19 protein-coding genes and 1 tRNA gene are annotated in these 16,983 nt (G+C 66.8%); 7 read left to right on the top strand and 13 right to left on the bottom strand.

The window, feature by feature from the left end:
* Positions 1-18: 18 nt before the first annotated feature.
* A complete protein-coding gene (gene queD, locus B2747_RS11725; protein ID WP_291160863.1) occupies positions 19-384 on the bottom strand; it encodes a 6-carboxytetrahydropterin synthase QueD in 366 nt (121 codons plus the stop codon).
* Positions 385-452: 68 nt separating this feature from the next.
* Entirely contained in the window at positions 453-1,358 is a 906-nt protein-coding gene (locus tag B2747_RS11720) for a PEP-CTERM sorting domain-containing protein (RefSeq protein WP_291160856.1), read from the bottom strand.
* Between the two features lie 167 nt (positions 1,359-1,525).
* Here B2747_RS11720 and B2747_RS11715 point away from each other — a divergent pair, with 167 nt between their 5' ends.
* On the top strand, positions 1,526-3,454 hold the full coding sequence (locus B2747_RS11715; protein WP_291160853.1) for a tetratricopeptide repeat protein: 1,929 nt from the start codon (positions 1,526-1,528) through the stop codon (positions 3,452-3,454).
* Here the strand turns inward: B2747_RS11715 and B2747_RS11710 are convergent.
* Entirely contained in the window at positions 3,337-3,978 is a 642-nt protein-coding gene (locus tag B2747_RS11710; RefSeq protein ID WP_291160851.1) for a GNAT family N-acetyltransferase, read from the bottom strand. The two genes, B2747_RS11715 and B2747_RS11710, sit on opposite strands and share 118 nt — an antisense overlap.
* Before the next feature lie 60 nt (positions 3,979-4,038).
* Between B2747_RS11710 and B2747_RS11705 the strand changes: the two genes are divergently transcribed.
* On the top strand, positions 4,039-4,965 hold the full coding sequence (locus B2747_RS11705) for a hypothetical protein (RefSeq protein ID WP_291160849.1): 927 nt from the start codon (positions 4,039-4,041) through the stop codon (positions 4,963-4,965).
* Positions 4,966-5,027: 62 nt separating this feature from the next.
* Here B2747_RS11705 and B2747_RS11700 read toward each other — a convergent pair whose 3' ends face one another.
* The 10 genes from B2747_RS11700 to B2747_RS11655 all read right to left on the bottom strand — a co-directional run bounded on the left by B2747_RS11700 (position 5,028) and on the right by B2747_RS11655 (position 13,048).
* Positions 5,028-5,927: an AraC family transcriptional regulator gene (locus B2747_RS11700; RefSeq protein WP_291160846.1), complete on the bottom strand. Its 900-nt coding sequence runs from the start codon at positions 5,925-5,927 to the stop codon at positions 5,028-5,030.
* Between the two features lie 115 nt (positions 5,928-6,042).
* Entirely contained in the window at positions 6,043-7,368 is a 1,326-nt protein-coding gene (locus B2747_RS11695; protein ID WP_291160842.1) for an AAA family ATPase, read from the bottom strand.
* Between the two features lie 274 nt (positions 7,369-7,642).
* Positions 7,643-7,715: transfer RNA gene (locus tag B2747_RS11690), tRNA-Phe, on the bottom strand.
* A gap of 101 nt (positions 7,716-7,816) precedes the next feature.
* Positions 7,817-8,497 (bottom strand): hypothetical protein, encoded by a 681-nt coding sequence (locus B2747_RS11685; protein ID WP_291160839.1) that lies wholly within the window; start codon positions 8,495-8,497, stop codon positions 7,817-7,819.
* Between the two features lie 65 nt (positions 8,498-8,562).
* Positions 8,563-9,096 (bottom strand): hypothetical protein, encoded by a 534-nt coding sequence (locus tag B2747_RS11680; protein WP_291160836.1) that lies wholly within the window; start codon positions 9,094-9,096, stop codon positions 8,563-8,565.
* Positions 9,097-9,283: 187 nt separating this feature from the next.
* Positions 9,284-10,126: a helix-turn-helix domain-containing protein gene (locus tag B2747_RS11675; RefSeq protein WP_291160833.1), complete on the bottom strand. Its 843-nt coding sequence runs from the start codon at positions 10,124-10,126 to the stop codon at positions 9,284-9,286.
* A gap of 7 nt (positions 10,127-10,133) precedes the next feature.
* Positions 10,134-10,526, bottom strand: a complete 393-nt coding sequence (gene queF / locus B2747_RS11670; RefSeq protein ID WP_291160830.1) for a preQ(1) synthase — start codon at positions 10,524-10,526, stop codon at positions 10,134-10,136.
* Between the two features lie 75 nt (positions 10,527-10,601).
* The gene (locus tag B2747_RS11665) at positions 10,602-11,525 is read right to left on the bottom strand and encodes a rhomboid family intramembrane serine protease (protein WP_291160827.1); all 924 of its coding nucleotides are present in this window, start codon (positions 11,523-11,525) and stop codon (positions 10,602-10,604) included.
* Between the two features lie 47 nt (positions 11,526-11,572).
* The gene (locus tag B2747_RS11660; protein ID WP_291160824.1) at positions 11,573-12,655 is read right to left on the bottom strand and encodes a D-alanine--D-alanine ligase; all 1,083 of its coding nucleotides are present in this window, start codon (positions 12,653-12,655) and stop codon (positions 11,573-11,575) included.
* 72 nt (positions 12,656-12,727) lie between these two features.
* Positions 12,728-13,048 carry a hypothetical protein gene (locus tag B2747_RS11655; RefSeq protein WP_291160820.1) on the bottom strand — a complete coding sequence of 107 codons (321 nt, stop codon included), beginning with the start codon at positions 13,046-13,048 and terminating at the stop codon, positions 12,728-12,730.
* Between the two features lie 203 nt (positions 13,049-13,251).
* Here B2747_RS11655 and B2747_RS11650 point away from each other — a divergent pair, with 203 nt between their 5' ends.
* From B2747_RS11650 to B2747_RS11630, 5 genes are read left to right on the top strand one after another with little or no spacing between them, the layout of a single operon-like run.
* Positions 13,252-13,692, top strand: coding sequence for a hypothetical protein (locus B2747_RS11650; RefSeq protein WP_291160816.1), 441 nt, complete (start codon positions 13,252-13,254; stop codon positions 13,690-13,692).
* Positions 13,693-13,733: 41 nt separating this feature from the next.
* Positions 13,734-14,294, top strand: coding sequence for an RNA polymerase sigma factor (locus B2747_RS11645; protein ID WP_291160814.1), 561 nt, complete (start codon positions 13,734-13,736; stop codon positions 14,292-14,294).
* Positions 14,287-14,982, top strand: coding sequence for a hypothetical protein (locus tag B2747_RS11640; RefSeq protein ID WP_291160812.1), 696 nt, complete (start codon positions 14,287-14,289; stop codon positions 14,980-14,982). Before B2747_RS11645 ends, B2747_RS11640 begins: the two co-directional genes overlap by 8 nt.
* Before the next feature lie 11 nt (positions 14,983-14,993).
* A complete protein-coding gene (locus tag B2747_RS11635; RefSeq protein ID WP_291160809.1) occupies positions 14,994-15,686 on the top strand; it encodes a hypothetical protein in 693 nt (230 codons plus the stop codon).
* 34 nt (positions 15,687-15,720) lie between these two features.
* Positions 15,721-16,920, top strand: a complete 1,200-nt coding sequence (locus B2747_RS11630; RefSeq protein ID WP_291160806.1) for a hypothetical protein — start codon at positions 15,721-15,723, stop codon at positions 16,918-16,920.
* The last annotated feature ends 63 nt before the right edge of the window (positions 16,921-16,983 follow it).

The raw sequence follows: 16,983 nt of genomic DNA, 5'->3' as shown, positions 1-16,983 counted from the left end.
GGCGGAGGTCCCCCTGCTTCACCCCCGGTACTCACAGCCCGACGTGCAGGTCTCCTGCACAATCACCGCACTCAGGTCGGGAAGCTGTGGTTTGAGACGGTCCCAGATCCAGACCGCGAGACGTTCGCTGGTCGGATTCTCGAGCCCGGGGATGTCGTTCAGGTAGTGATGATCCAGCTGCTCATAGATCGGCTTGAAGATCGCCTTGATGTCAGCGAAGTCCTGCACCCAGCCCAGCTCGGGATGGAGCGCACCACGCACACGCAACTCGATCCCGAACGAATGACCGTGCAACCGGGCACACTTGTGTCCCGGCGGCACGTTGGGGAGGCGGTGCGCCGCCTCCACCGTGAAGCGCTTGTAGATCTCCGTAGGTCCGCTCATGCCCTGAAGCTATCGGTGACCGGACCGCCGTGCAGGCTCTGCCGAGCAGGCTCTGCCGTCCTCAAACCTCAGGCCCGTGCACGCCGCAGACGCATGGCACCCACCGCCGCCGCCACGAAGAGCAGAATGGCCGACGACGGTTCTGGCACCGGCACCGGCGCATTGCCGAACACCGCGTACTGCACATTCGCCGCGCTGCGAACAACGAAACCACTGCTGATCACATTGCCGTCCGCATCCAGCCCTTCAATGAGCTCCACACCCGCCGTGTTGAGAAAGTCCGCGCGCGCGCCGCGACCCACACAGTCGTAGATCCCGCAGTTGGTGCGATCCTCGTCGTAGGTGGGCAGTGGCAGATGCGCGCGGGCCCTGAGGGCGATGCCGAAGTCCACACGCCCGTTCTCCACGGTCATGGTGAAGGTGGTGCGCTCCACCCGCAGCGTGGGCGCCGCCGGGAAGCCCCAGCCAATGCCACCCGTGGGCGCCGAGCCGTCAATCGAGATGGTGTGTACCGGCTCCGAGCCGCCGTGATACACCGACAACGCACCGTATGACGTATTACTGCCCGTCACGCCGCCATGCAGAAACAGCGAAAGACGAACGGACGTCGGCACAACCTGACCCTCGAAGGTCAGTCGATCGTACAGCATGGCCTGCGCCCACGCGTCGACTTCGTCTTCTGCCTGGTAGCGCTGGTCGGTCACCCGCGCTTCGGCGTGCAGCAACCCATCATTGCCCACCGAGCCGCGCACGGTACCCGCCGTGCCGGCGCCGGTGCACGACCTCTCGATCGGGCCGGCCGACGTAACCTGGCAAGCGACGGTCCCGTTGAGATACACCCGCCCGGAGACCTGACGATACGACTGGGCCTCGGCACGCGAGCTCACCAGCGCCGGCGCGAGCAGCACTGTACACCACAGCAACTGCATGGCACGGCGCACGCGAAACACACCACGCGCATCGGTCGGGGACACAAGGCCGTTCACAGGGGACGAAGAGCGGAGACTGCGCATATGCACCTCAGTGCCGCGGCGTCGCGACACGGTTGAATGGGACGAATCGCCGCGTGGTCGACGTCGTGTCGACGGTCCGGCGTGTCCCCTCTCAGCGACGGGCGCACCGCTCGCGTTACATTCGGGATATGTCGCACCGGTTTCGCCACCTTCGCCACCTGTTGGCTGTGTCGGGCCTGCTGGGTGTGAGTGTTCTCGCACCGCACGCGCTCAAGGCTCAGGAATTCGTGCGCCAGCAGGTGCTCGTTGTCCCATTTGTCAGCGACAGCGTGGCCGGCGAAGACGCGCGCAACGTTGGCCGGGACATCGCCGATGCCGTTCGCGATCGTCTGGGAGATCGGCTCAACAAACGCGAAGCCGAAGTGCTCGGCGCCTATCATCTCAATCTGCTGCTCAAGCAGTCGGACTATGCGCGCAGCACGGTGCTCAACGACACCGAGCTGCGCCTGGTGGCCACCAAGTTGCGCGCCGACGAAACCATTACCGGCACCGTGGTGCGGGAAGGCGGCAAATGGGTGGTACGCGCGCGCCTGGCCCGTCTCCGCAATTGGCACATTGCGCAGCCGCTTCCCGTGGTGCGAGCCATCAGCGCCCGTGCAGCCGGCGAAGCCGTGGTGAGCGAAGTGCTGCGTGCCCGCGCCCAACTCATACCACTCAGGCGCTGCGAGAATGCGCTCGCCGGCGGTGATCGCGCGACGGCGGCGCGCGAAGCCGAACGCGCCGTGCGCGCCTATGGTGATGCCACCATCGCACGAAGCTGCCTCATTTCCGCGTTGCTCGATGGACGCACCGGCGCGGACTCCGTGCTGCAGGTGGCCGACGCCGTGCTGGCGCGTGACTCCGCCAACGTCATTGCCAACGTCGCGCGTGCGCAGGCCCTCGAAACACTGGGGCGCCGGCTGCCGGCCGCCAGCCAGTGGGCGCGCGTCTACACCACACACGGCGACAGCATTCCCGTCGGCATCATTGCCGTGGAAGGATTGCTGCGCATGGGCCAGGCACAGGAATCGCTCGACAACGCACGTACGCTGCTGCGGCGCACCGGACCCAACGCATCGCTGCGTCGTCTCTCGTTTCGTGCCCACGCCTCACTCGGCAACTGGAAGGACGCGGCCATCATTGGCGACTCACTCGAAAACGAAGACGAAGTCTTTCGTACCGACTCGAGTTACGCCACGCGCTACGTGGAATCGCTCAGACAGACGCACGACTCGTTGGCCTCGCTTGAATTGGTGGTGCGCAACGTGCGCCGCTTTCCCGGCGACGCGCGGCTGTACCTGCAGTACGTGCAGATCCTGAACGGCGAACAGACCGTCGCGCTGCCTCGCGCCCTCGCACGATTCCCATCAGCGCCGGAGTTCCCGCTCCTGGTGGCCAGCAACGCGCGACGCAGCGGCAATCGCGGAGAAGCCATTCGCGCCACGCGTGAAGCACTGCGCCGCGACAGCGCATTGTTCCAGCCCTACCTTGCGCTGGCCGAGTACTATCTCGAAGAGCACGCAGTGGACAGCGCGGTATCGGTGCTGCGTCGTGCACCCCGCACCGCCGATGCGGCGGAGATGCTGCGCAGCTATGCCATTGCACGTGGCCTGGGCCTGCTGCGAAGCAGCGGCGACTCCGTGCGCCGCGAACAGGAAGCGGGGGTCGCGCTGGTCGTATTGGCCGATACCATCGCGTCCCGCGCCGATTCGCGCGCCTATGTGGCGGCCGCTTCACTACAGCTCGCGCGCAATCACCTGGTGGTGGCTAGCCGCACGCGTTCCTGCGCCGACCTCGAGCAGTCGGAGACGACACTGCAACTCGCAGCGCAGGCCATAGACAGCGGATTGGGGAGCGACCAGAACGTCAGCGAGATCGTCACGGCGTTCGAGGAGATGCGCAAAGCCGTGGAGCAGGCGCGGCCCATTCTCTGCAAGTCCGGGATCGACAACGACAGCGGTCAGACGGTGATCAGGGGCACGTCGGGTGCGGCATCCACCGGCAGCAGTCCCAGCACGCGCGGATCCGGCGCGACCTCAATGGCGCGCCCCACGGCCGTGAACCCCGCGCGCAGGTAAAAGCGCAGCGCCGACGGATGATCGAGCGTGCAGGTGTGCACGTGTACGCGCGTCATGCCGGGCATGCTCCAGGCCATCTGCAACGCCTGTGACATCAGCCACTGGCCCAGTCCGCGCCCAACCAGGTTCGGCGTGACACCAAGGAAGGCCAGTTCACACTGACCAGGCACGCGAAAGTCGAGTTCGAGCAGGCCCAAGGCAGGTGAGGGCGGCTCGTTCGCCTGCTGCGTGGCAACCGCCAGTGCATGCACCGCTTCGTCATCGAGAATCGCACGCAGCGTGTCATCGTCCATGGCCAACCGCGAGAACCAGAGCCAGGGCGCGCCCACCTCGGCGAACAGACGGCGGTATTCAGGGAGCGATGCACCGCGCAGTCGGCGCAGCACCGGCGCAGGAGATGGTGAGGTCGGCGCCCCTGTGGCCGGGCGCTCGCACATCTCCAGTCGCGTCACCACGCTCGCCACGTGGCCGGCGGGCACCAGGTGATAGCCAGGAGCGAGAGTCGCAGCGTGTGAGGGGATCATGCCGTAAACGTGTGCGGCACGCGGCATGGCGTCCATGCGTGCGGGCGACGAGTTTGCAGCATGACCGATTCGCTGCCCCCGGCTTCCCCCCGCTCCCGCATGGTCCGCCGTCTGCTCATCGCTGTCTCGGCCCTGCTGGCTGCAGGCCTCGGGTCGGCCTGCGCGGGTGCGCCGCCTGTGGCAGAGGTGCCCGTACCCGACGTCTCGCCGGTACAGGTCGCCGTCGATACCGCAGCGCCGACGCCCGCAGACGGCATGAGCGCAGACTTTCACGCCCGGTTTGCCCGCAACGACGTGCGCGCGCGCGCCATCGTGTACTGGATGCAGTGCACCGCCACCGTGGCTCGGCTGCGTGCCGAGGGACGCTTTGGCCCCGCAGCCCGCGCCCCACGGGCCATCCACTGCAGCCGCACGTCGGACGGGGTGCCCATCGGTGGCGTGTTCGATATCGACAGCAGTTTTGCGCGTGTACAGCGGCTCGGCCTGGTCCGTCTCGATGGCGCGAGGCCCGCGTACACCGATGCCGTGGACACCACCGCCATCGCGGCGGCCTTTCATCTCGCGCGCGACGTGCACCGGCAGGTGAACCGCAGTTGGACCACAAAGAAGCGTCCGTTCTCCGTGGTGCCCATTGCCACGCCTGCACTCGAGGCCTGGGTCATACCACGGGCCACCAAAGCGCGCAGCTATGTCGTGGGTGGTGACATGGGTTTTGCGCGCGCGGCAACGTCCGACTCCCTGCAACTCCTCGACGATCACAGCGCCACCTGGACCCAGCTCAACCTCACCGCATCCGGGCCCCTGCGTCTGTTCAGCAGCGTGCGGGATGTGGCCGCCGTGACAGACCTGGTCACAGCACGCTGGTACGCCGAACTTGGACGCGGTGTCTCGCTCAGTACCCCGGCTGCCGTGAGCACGCTGGAGGCCGGCTTTGACCCGGCCACCGGTGCGCGCCTGGTCTGGCGGCACACACCGGTCACCAAATAGCTGCTCTCAGCGCACCGACATCAGCACACCGGATTCAGCGATGCGGATGCACCGAACCGGATTCAACCAACCGGTACGAGCAGGTCGGTGCGCCACTCCGCCTTGGGGGTAGTGCGCATGTCCGTGCGGTAGATCTCGAGCGCCGGGCCTTCTGCCAACGCATGACCGCTGGACGGCAGCGCCTCACCCATGAATCGCGACCATACATCGCCCAGCGTCTCGTATCCGCCCATGTGCGTGTGACACGCGTAGTCGCCACCGGCAATGCGCTGTTCCTCCAATCCCTCGGGCATGGCAATGCCTTCGGGAATGGAAATACCCGCCCGTGAGCGCAGCTCCTCGGCCGCCTTGCCTTCCGGGTCGTCGTCGTAGGTGGCCACCATGAGGGCGCCGGGGTGCGTGAACAGGCCCGCGCGACCCGCAAGTGCCCCAAGCCGCTCGAACGCCGCACCGATCTGATTGAAGGGGCCCGTGTGCACCACGGTCGCGAGGCGCAGCGGGGGAAGATGCTCGATGTGAACGTCCATGAATTGACCTCCCGTATTGCGGGGGATGAACACGGTCGTGATGTCGGCGGTGTCGAAGTGAAGACCGCTCGGCGCGGTCAGATGTGCACGTGCACGCGGGTTCTGCCGGAACGCCGATGGCGCTTCACCAAAGGCCGTGCGGAAGGCCCGCGTGAACGCTTCGTGGGTTTCGAAGCCGGCACCAAACGCCACCTGCGTTACCGCGACCTCGGTACTCTGCAGCAGGTGCGCGGCACGCTCCAACCGCAGGCGACGCAGCAGCTCCAGTGGCGTCTCGCCCACCATGCCGCGGAACACGCGGTGAAAGTGAAAGGGCGACAGATGTGCGAGAGCGGCCAGTGCAGCGAGATCGGGGGCGCTATCCAGCTGCGTGGTCAGGTGACGCAACACCCGCGTCACCGCGCTCAGGTAAAAGGCGTACGTGTCCGGCTTCATGCGGTGAAGCTGTCAGGAGTGCCAAACGGCCGCTTGATTCGCCTTGCGCATTTTTGCGTTGCTTCGGCATGACGAAGGCCGTAAGGGCGTAGATCCGTCGTGCGGCGCCGGCGACTCAGGTCTGCGCCAACGCCACGCTGACCGCGCCGTCCGCCACCTGATAGTACACGCTGCGCCCGTCGCGCCGGTGCTCCGCTATCACACCTGAAAGCAACAGACGCTTCACGGCCTTGCTCGCGCCAGCCTGTGTCAGGGCACCGGCGGCGCGCGCCGCCACATCGGTAACACGGAATTCCGTTGGCCACGGCTGTCCGCCAACCACACGCACGAGATGGGTGAAGTCTTCGGCCGACAAGCGATGCGGAACAACGCTGGCCTGATAGCGGGCGGCGACATGCGCGATGATATCGCCGGCGCTCACCGTGCGTCCCGGCGCGCTGATGGCGTGCTGCTGCACCGCCAGGGCCAGGAGGTTCAGAAAGCCGCGCAGATCGCCGCGAAAACGTTCGTACAACGCAGCCGCCACCTGCGGATCCACTGGCGGCGTGAAGCGGAGGCCGGAGCGCAGATGCGCGTATCGGCGCCTCAGCAGGTCAGCCACGTCAGCAGGCGCCAGCGGAGGCAGATGCACCGTGAGCGGAATGATGCTGCTGACCTGCGTGGAGCCACCGAAGACGGTCCGTTCAATTCCGGTGGCCCCCACAAACACCCAATGCGCGAAGTCCGCGAGCAGGGTATCGCGCACCTGCTGCATGAGGTTCGCGGCCGCCTGTGCAGCCGTGGTGGAGAGATTCTCCAGGTTGTTGACGTGAAGCAGCAGGCGGCGCGTGCCGTTGCGGGACAGGCGACGGAATGCCTCCGTCACCTCCGTAGTCAGTGCCGTGTGCTGCACCTCCGCCGGAATGCGAACGGCCTGGGACTGGACACCAAAGCCGCCCAATGACACACCACCAGCGACGCTGTCTTCTCCCATGATCAGGCGTCCGACGCGACGCCAGAATGCGTCGTCCTCGGCCTGCTCACTCGCACGGGAGGATGTGGCGGGTGCGTGAGGAATGGACGACGTGGCTGCTTGCTCTCCAGCGCGCATTTGCAGCAGGACCCGAAGCACCTCGGCCTCGAAGTGCCGAGGCGTCATGCCACTGACCACGCGCACCGGCGCCGCGTGGGTGAGGACGCCCTGGCCAGCCAAGGAGGCTTTGAGTCGATTGACCAGGCTCGTCTTTCCCACGCCAGGACCGCCGGTGAGAATGGCTCGGGAGCTGGACGCTCCGACCACCTGACTGCCGATCAGTCGGAGTTCAGCAGTTCGGCCAACGAAGAGGCTGATCGGGTGCGTGGACCTTGAGCTGTCGGCAGGATCGAGCGCCGCCTGAAAGAACGGGTCATCCGACAGACCGAATGGAGTCCATGGACTCGAAATGAGGTAGGAATCGGTCACGGTGACGACTGGGAAGGGTTGTGGTACTCCCCATAATAACCAATTGACATACCAGAGGTTATCATTGATATGATAACCAAGACAAGAAGTCTGGTTATTATCAGATACATAACCCAAAGAACACTTTGCGGTTATTATGATAGGCAAGAGTGAGTCCGACACCATCGAGGCCCTGGCAGCTCGCTGCCAACGGTGTGTCTCGCCGGCGCGCTGGCCAACCCGGTAACGCAAAACGGCGCCCCGACCACAGTCAGGGCGCCGCTCGCTATTTCAGTGGCTAGGGACGGAATCGAACCGCCGACACGCGGATTTTCAGTCCGCTGCTCTACCAACTGAGCTACCTAGCCGAGCCGGACCCGCCACGAGAGCGGCGAACCCGGAGTCCCGCAATATATCCGCCCCCAGCCCAAAGGGAACTGGCGGTTGCCCGACTTCGCTGCGTGGCCGCCTATTTGGCCCGCGCCACGCTCGACACGTGGGCGTTGATGGCGTGATTCATCCGGACGCCGAATACCCCGTCGGGCTCCACCTTCGAGCGCGGCAGCGCGGCAGCCTCTGCCCCGTTCACGAGGAATCGCACCGTGGCGCCCTTGGCCTCCACACGCAGCACATTCTTCACCGCGTCCTCACCCTGCTGCAGCGCAATGGCCGGCAGCGGCGTCCACTCCGTCAGCGAAACGGTCTGCTCCCCGCGACGCTGCTTCACCAGGAAGCGCCCGTCGTTGCGCAGCAGAAAGTAGGTGTAGCGCTGCCCCGCCCCGCCCAGATCGGCGCCGCCAATCAAGAGCCCGTAGCCCTCGCGATCGCGGCCCTTGGTGGGGAACAGAAAGATCGTGCTCTCCACCGAAAAATCCCCACGCACACTGCTGTCCGGGTGCCAGAGAATGGCGGCCGACCCACCGGTCGTGGCGTGAAAGCCGGGCGTCATTTGCACAAAGCTGATCGAGTCGGCCCCATGGCCGGCGTGCTCGCCCTTGTCGTAGCGCACCTGCCAGCCGATGGGACGCTTGCCCTCGTTGCCCCCGGTCTTGTGCTGCACCTGCTGGGCGGACAACGAGCCGGCACTCACCGCGCTCATCGACGCCAGGAAACCCAACCCGCACACCACCCCGCGGAAATGCCTCGCCATGCGGTCCTCGTGAAAGTGGACTTCCACAGTAGCGCCAAATGAGGCGTCCCGTCAGAGTATGGTCTCTACGGCTTACGCGTCAGCGTAAACTCCAGCGTCTGCCGCCAGCTCTTGCCGCCGTCAGTCGAGACCTCGCCCACCTCCCGCCAAGCCCCAGTTGGGGTCCGGGAAATGGTGTAGCGCGTACGGCTGCCATCCGGCGCGTCAAAGCCCCAGATCATGCCGTCGGCCCCATGTAGTTCGATGCCAAACTGCTGGGCCTGCCCGGTACCGCTGGCAGAAAAGAACAAGTGCTTGCCGGTGATGGCATCGAAGGTCAGCAGGCCCGCCGCCGCGAACACCGGCCGCTCGGGACCCTCCTGGCCCATGCGCATGGAGCCGCGGCCCTGAATGAGCAGCACCGTGTTGTTGGCCGACCACTGCACCGTTTCCCGCTGCGTCAGCGTCATGTTGCGCCCAGCCGCCGACACTGTGGCCGGCCCCTCCCACTCACCCACCAGCCACGCGAAGCGCGCCATGCCGTCCTGCGCCTGCTTCTGCGCCGCCATCCGCGGATCCGCCCCACGCGGATCGCCCTGTGCTTCAAGGGCCGAGCCCATTGCCAGACTCAGAATCGCCGCTGCCATCCGATTCGCCAACCGCTTCGTTATCCGCCGCATCATCGCCTGCTCCGGCCAAAGGTGAATGTCCTCAGCACCAGTCTGCCTTGGGCGGTGCACTCCGTCTTGAACAATCACGCCAATGTGAGGAACCCATGTGCGAACACGAAGGCGGACGCCCGTCGCGTCACTCCACCAGTTCGTGCGCGATCTGCGACAACCAGGCCTTGAGCGCCGTGGGTGACAACTGCGCGTATTGCCGCACCTCACGCGCCAGATGCGCCTGATCGGCGTAACCCGACTCCGCCGCCACGCCGGACCAGCCCACACGCTCGTCCAGCGCGTCATCGATCGTGCGACGCAGCATGGCCCGCGCCCGCCTCAGCTGCGCGAACTGCTTGGCCGTCAGCCCCACAGCCAGCACGAAGCGGCGCTGCAACGTGCGAAGCGCCACGCCGGACGCCGCCGCCACGTCAGTCATGGGCGCCTGTCCGCTGCTCGTGACGAGATGATCCACCGGACGCGCCACCGCGTCATCCACCAGACCGCGCGATGCAGACCGGCGCGCGAGCACACGCGCGGTTTGCGCGGCCACCCAGCCATCGAATGCGGCATGCACCGCGGCGTCGCCCTGCGGCAGCGCCGCCTCCACCGCGCGCGCGAGACTGTCGGCGGATGCCCCCACCACCTCGGTCAGCATGGGGCTCACATCACGCAGCGATGCCGCCGGCACCCCCAGCACCGCTGCGCCGCTCTCTGCACGAAAGCGGATGCCCACATAGCGCGTGCCGGGCTGCACCGGCACATCCTGCGGTGCGCGCGTTATGCCACGCACTACCGTCGCCACCACACGCCACGTCTCACCAATCGGCACGCACACGGCCAGCAGCGACACGCAGCCATCCGGCCACACGCGATGCACAAACCCCTCGTGCGGCAACGCGTGCACATCGAAACGCCAATACGCAGACACCACCGGGGGCGTCTGTGGCCCCGGTGGTGTCTCCTGATACGACAGCGGTGCAGACACGAGCGACTTACGCCGCCTGGTACTTCGCCGTGATGATGCTCTTGAGGCCACCGCGCACGTTGAAGTCACCCACCACCGTCATGGCCTGCGGCTGACAAGCCGCCACCAGATCGTCGAGGATGCGATTCACCACGCGCTCGTAGAAAATGCCGTCGTTGCGGAAGCTCCAGAAATAGAGCTTGAGGCTCTTGAGCTCGAGGCAGCTCGCGGCCGGCGTGTACGTGATGCGAATGGTGGCAAAGTCCGGCGCGCCACCCTCCAGCAGTTTGAGCTCCGCCGCGTCCGTCTCCACGCCACCCAGGGGGCACAGCGACGTGAACTCGTCGGTCTCCATGTAGATCTCATAGGCCCGATCCGCGTAGGGATTCGGGAACGTTTCCAGCAGTTCAGGCTTGGGCATGGCTGAAAACTAACGCGGCCCCGTCAGGGGCCGCAGGGCGTACATGGGGGCCACGACACGGCGCGGCCGGCAACCTCAGTTGCCACGCAGTCGCCGCGACCACTCGTCCAGCAAGTTCCGCTCGGCCAGAGTGAGACTGTCCATGCCTTCCGCCGCGATCTTGTCCAACACCGCATCGAGGGCCGTGGCTGGCTCCGGCACCACGGCCGCCGGCGCGCTCTGCGGCTTCGGCACCGTTTGCGGCGGGCGCGTGCGGGCCATGGCGGCCTTGCTCTGTGCTACGATGTCGTCCACCTCGCGCTCACGCGGACGGGCCGACGACTTGGGCACCGCGCGCGGAGGCTCGTCGCCATAGTCGGGCGCCGGCGCAATGCGATTACGGAAGCGGCCCAGACTGCCCGCGCTCGGCGCGCGCAGGTACACCCAACCCGCAATCATGCCGCCGATGTGCGCGGCGTAAGCCGTGCCGCCCAGGCTGCCCGCGTTCACCACGGCCATGGTGATGTTGATGAGCGCCATGAACACCACCAGCCAGCGCACCTTCATGGGCACCACGCCGAAGAACAGCACTTCGTCATCGGGCCAGCGCGAGGCATAGGCCACCGCCACACCGAGGATGGCCGCCGAGGCGCCAACGAGCAGACCACCGCCCTGCTGGAACATGGCGTGGAAGGCCCAGCCCCCGAGGCCGCACCACAGGTAGTACCACGTGAACGTGCTCGCACCCCATGCGGCTTCCACACGCGGACCGAACAGCCACAGCGTCCACATGTTGAGCAGCAGGTGCATGAGGCCCCCGTGCACGAACATGTAGGTGCCCAACGTCCACATCGCGCCGGATGCCACGTCACCCGACGCATAGCCGAACCAGCGGGCCATGTTCGCGTCGCCCACCAGCGTGGCCTGCACGAAGTACACGCCCACGCACAACCCGATCAGCCAGTAGACGGCGCTCGGGGAGCGGGGAGAGTCAAACTCGTCGTAGGTGACGTACGCCATGGCGATGGGACGGTGCCGGCACCGCAACGGGCGCCCGGTGGGGACGCTCAGGACGGGCGCGAGTGATGCGACGAAGCGAGGGCCAACTGCACGATGCGTTCGCAGAGGTCCGGAAACAAGACACCGGCAGCCGCTGCGGCCTGCGGAATGAGACTGGTGGGCGTCATCCCCGGCAACGTGTTGGCTTCCAAACACCAGGGCTGGCCTGATGGATCCAGACGGAAGTCAATGCGTGCATAACCGCGCAGCTTGAGCGCCGAAAAAGCCCGGCGCGCCTGATCAGCCAGCTTGGCTTGCACCTCCGCCGATAGTTCGGCTACGAACTCCCGCGCCATGCCCGGCGTGTACTTGCACTCGTAATCGTACAGCTCCTTGACCGGCTGGATCTCGATCGTCGGCAGCACCGCGTCGCCCAGTATGCCCACCGTCAGCTCCTGGCCCGGCACGAAGCGCTCGATCATCACCTCGTCGTCGAACCGGAATGCTTCCGCGACCGCCGCCGCCAGTTCGCCGGGTTCGCGCACAATGGACAGCCCCACCGTGCTGCCCTGCTTGCTGGGCTTGACCACCACCGGCCAGTCGAGATGACGGCCCACCGTATCGGGGTCGAGCGCCGAACCGTCGGCAGGCGCCATCAGCCAGTTGGCGGTCGCCACGCCGGCTGAGCGCAGCACCACCTTGCTCAGGTGCTTGTCCATGGCCAGCGCGCTCGCCAGGTGCCCGCTGCCCGTGTACGGCACCCCGACCATGTCCAGCAGGGCCTGAATGGTGCCGTCCTCGCCCTGGCCGCCATGTAGCGCCAGAAACACACAGTCGGCACCGGTGATTTCCGGGCGCGTGCCCAGTGAGGGCGACAGGGATCGCGCGGCCAGGCCCGCCAGCGCCTCCAGTGACGGCGGCGCGCTGCCCACACCGGCGGCCAGTAGCGCCGCCTCTGTTTCCCGACTCAGCACGCCCTCGGCGGGGTCGAAACAGGTCACCGAATGGCCCTTCTCCCGCAGCGCCACGGCAATGCGCAGGCCGCTCGAGAGCGAGACATCGCGTTCGGCGGACACGCCGCCGAGCAGCACGGTGATGCGAAGGGGGGACGTGGCGGCCGATGCCGCAGCAGACGGGGAAGGCGAAACCATGCGCGCAACTTAGCGCGCGCCGGTCGCCCTCGCAGACGGCGACGCCAGGCACATCACCAACGGGGACGCCAATTACGAGGCGGGGGTCTCCGCCAGCACAAAGGCCACAAGGCGCTCCAGCATGGCCGTGTCGGGAATGCGGGACCACTCCTCCAGCACGATCAGCCGATCCCAGGGGTCGATGGTCACGTGACGCCCGGTGGTCGGGGCGGTCGAATCGACGGCCAGCCAGGCCTGCCACAGCGTCATGCCGTGCACATTGAGCACGATGCCGTGTGCGTCTTCCCAGGTGGAGGGACGCGGGTCCGCGGCAAAGGCGGCCAGACAGCCGCGCTGGTGGTCGCGCAGGGGTTCGCCGAGGACGTCGGTGAACCGGTCGAGGGCGTCAATCATGAACACTAACAGGGGGAGCACCCCACGGTGGCGTCGTCGCCCCGCGCGCGGTTTCGCCACATGTGGCAAGGGGGAGACGGGGGACGAATCGGCTTCGTCACGAAATTCCGGGGCCAGGTGGACCCTCCGCTGTGACACGCTCCGATCGGGGCAGGTACAGCAGGGCACGGATCGAATCACCTGTTTCCCGGAGTTCCTGTACCATGCGACGTACCACAACCCGGCTCGTGCGCGCCGTGACCGCCCTGTCCGCTCTCGGACTGCTGGCGGCCTGCAGTGACTCACCCGCCGGCAACGTGCTCGCGGACGAATCGGACACCCCGTCTCCCAACCAGGGGATTGTGGCCGGCACGCTCGAGGTGAAGGCCCAGCGCCCCACCCTCACGCTGCGCAACACCACCGAACTGGTGGTGGGCTACATGGTCGTGGACAAGGACCAGATGGTGATCGCCCTGTATCCGCCATGCAACACGCAGTGCCCCACACTCGTACAGGGCGCGAGTGTTCAGGTGCCGTACAGCCAGATCGGCGGCTATACGGCGCAGTCAACCGAAGCGATCGTGATGTGGTGGACCTATCGGCGTCAGGCCGACGGCTCGCTGCGTCCCGAAAGCGCCGTGCAGACGACCCGGATCCGTCTGTAAGCTTCACTGGCTCCATCTCCCGCTGAATTGTCATTACTCCCGTGCAACCCCTCGACGCCGGAACCCTTCACCTCGTGCTGATGCAGGCGCGGCAGGGCGATCGCACCAGTTTCGCCCGGCTGGTGGAGCATTACTATCCGCGCGCCCTGCGGTTCGCGATGCAGATGTTGCATCATCGGGAGGATGCGGAGGAGGCCGTGCAGGACGCCTTCATCCGCGTGCATGACAACCTGGCACGGTTCCGCGAGGATGCGCCTTTCGATCCGTGGTTCTTCCGCATTCTCGGGAACCGTTGCCGCACGCTCATGGCCAAGCGCAAGCGCCGTCATGAAGTGCTGGAGTACGGCGACCTGCCGTACGACGCTGCGAGTGAGGACAGTGCGGACATTCCCGACGCCGGGTTTGCGCGCGACGTCCACGCTGCTCTGGCATCCCTGCCACCTGAACAACGCGAAGCCTTTTTGCTCCGCCACGTGAACGACATGGACTACGAAGAGATGGCCATCGTGACGGGCGCCAAAGGCTCCACTCTCCGCATGCGAGTCAAGCGCGCCATCGATACGCTGCGTGTGCGCCTCCGTGAGGGAGCGATCCATGAATAACCAGACGCCTTTTGGTCCCGGTCTCGAACCGGGCGCCGACGATGATCGCCTGCTGCGCCAGGTGCGCGCGGTGCTCACGCCCATGCCCGAGGTCGATCGTCGGGCCATCGCCGACATTCTCAACGCCGTCGCGCACCGCAAGCGCACCCCCTGGCAGCGCTTCGTGGCGCGCCTCGAACCGCTGGCCGAGTGGTGGCAGTTCTCGGTGCCGCCGGTGGCGCGCGGCGCGTCTTTGGCCGCTGGTGCACTGCTCGTGGGCTTCATGGCCCGCGGCGTCATCATGAGCCCCAACGCCAGTGTGGGGGTAGCACCCACGCTGGCCGTGCAGACGGACAGTCAGGCCACGGTGCCCGTGGCCGACCCCATGCGCACCACGTTGCAGACCGTCGAAGGCGGCGCCGATGTGTCCGCGCTCCGCATTCCCACACAGTTCGTGCTCGACGCGCGGGACGTGCCCACCGCCAGTCGCGTGAGCATCGTCGGCGATTTCAACGACTGGGACGTGAGCAACGCGCCACTCGTGCTCGACCGTGGTGTGTGGTCGGTCACCGTACCGCTCCCGCCCGGCCGCCACGTCTACTCCTTCGTGGTGAATGGCGAGACCTGGGTGGCCGATCCGCGCGCCGCCGAGGCCACCGACGCCGACTTCGGTCGCCCGGGTTCGGTCATCATCGTGCAGAATCCGTGAGGACCCGACCCATGATTTCCCGGACATTCCGCCGCCGCAGCCTGGTATGGCTCAGCGGCCTGGCGCTCACGGCCCTGCCCGTTGCCTCGCCGGTGCTCTTGGCGCAGGACGCCACGCCCTTCGACGCCATCGGCGACGACGACGCCCGCACGGCCCTTCGCACCATCATCGCCGACGCGGCCGCCCGCGGCCTGCCCACGGCCCCGCTGGTAACCAAGGTGCGCGAAGGCCTGGCCAAGAAGGCCACCCCGGACCGCATCCGCACCGCTACGTCGGCATTGGCCGATCGCCTGGCGCTCGCCGCATCGGCCCTGGCCCCCACCCGTTCCAACGATGAACTGGCGGCGGCGGCCGACGCCCTGCAGGCCGGCATTCCGGTGGCCACGCTCCGGGATATGCGCAAGCTCTGGCCCGGCAAGCCACTGACCGTTCCACTCGGCGTCCTGGCCGAAATGGTCCAGTCGGGGGTGTCCAAGACCGTCGCCACCCGCCGCGTTCGAGAGCTCCTGGTCAAGGGCGCCACCGGCGGCCAGTTCGCCTCGCTGGGCGTCGAGGTGCGCAACGATATCGCGTCGGGACTCGCGCCGGATGCCTCCATGGAGCTACGCTCCAAGGGTGTCATGTCTCTACTCAATTCGCAGGCTGCCGGCTTGTCCAACGGACTCGCTCCGGCAAACGTGCCGCCCCGTCCGCGCAACAAGTAAGGTCTCCTCCTCGGTCAGTCGCGTCATCACCAGGATGACGCTGCTGGCCGCGCCATGGTGTGCACCGCTGACTCCCGCGCGTGCGCAACCGCTGCTTCCTCAAGGCACGCTCGCCTGGCTCGATGCCGGCGGCGCACGGGTGCAGCAACCGCGTAGTGCATTGCGCAATGCCGGTACCATGGGCGGTGGCGTGTGGCACGGCCGCTCGCGGTGGTCCATCGCCGCCGAGGGCGCCATCACGCTGGCTGACGACAGTCTCGCGGCCGCCCAGTGGGTGCTGCGCACCTCGTTCGCACCGGCCACACGGCTGCGCACGGATCTCGATCTGGTGTCCACCACCAACGGCCTCGCCTGGCCTGGCAGCACCAGTGGCTCGCGCAGTGCCGCCGCGCGGCAGAGTGTGTTGCTCGGACCGGTCACGTTGCACGGCAGCGCCGGTGTGGGCCGCACCGATCGCTACCTCATGTCCACGCGTGGTCATGCCTTCGCGCTCGGCAGTGACGTGCAGCGCGTGATCGGCCGCAGTGTCTGGCAACTTGGCGTGTCCGGTCAACGCTCGTTCACCGACGACTGGATGCTCATGGAGGCCTCCGGCATCGTGCTCGAGCGCGAAGTGCCGGCTTACACCCTCGACGATGTCGGCGTCGATCTCGCGTGGCGCATGTCGCGCTGGTCCTTGAGCGCCTCGCGCAGTTGGCGACAGGGTGCCGGCGCCACCGTTGGTCGCGCCGATGGCTTCAGCATCACCGCCGGATGGCAGCTTTCACCCGCATTGCTGCTCATGGCGCAGGGCGGTGAACAATTGGCCGACGTGGTGCGCGGGGTACCGCAGGCTCGCTATACCGGCGTCGCGTTGCGCTGGAATCCGTTGCGGGTGCAGGGGGTGCAGCGCGCAGCGCGCGGCTTTGCCGATGCGCGCTCACTCTCTCCCGATGTGGTGCCCGACCTGCGTGGCGATGAAGTGGTACTGCAGCGGCGCGAAGGACGTGGTGTATTGACTCTCAGCATCACCGCCGCGCCCGACGCCGTGGTGGAAGTGGCGACCAGCACGAACGAATGGACGCCCGTGCGTATGCGCTACGGCCCCTCGGGTTTCACGCATGTGCTCACCCTGCCCTCCGGCACACACAAGGTGGCGGTACGCATCAACGGCGGGGATTGGCGCGCGCCACGCGGGCTGGTAACCGTGGACGACGAGTTCGGTGGGCGGGCAGGATTGGTGGTGGTGCCGTAGCGTCGTCAAGGATTGGAGAGAACAGAAGGTGTGAGGTTCGGAGGATCCGAGCAGCTGTCTTGA

The organism is Gemmatimonas sp. UBA7669, from assembly GCF_002483225.1.
Classification (GTDB): domain Bacteria; phylum Gemmatimonadota; class Gemmatimonadetes; order Gemmatimonadales; family Gemmatimonadaceae; genus Gemmatimonas.
Note: the sequence above shows the minus strand (reverse complement) of the source record. Positions and strands in the feature narration are given on the sequence as shown.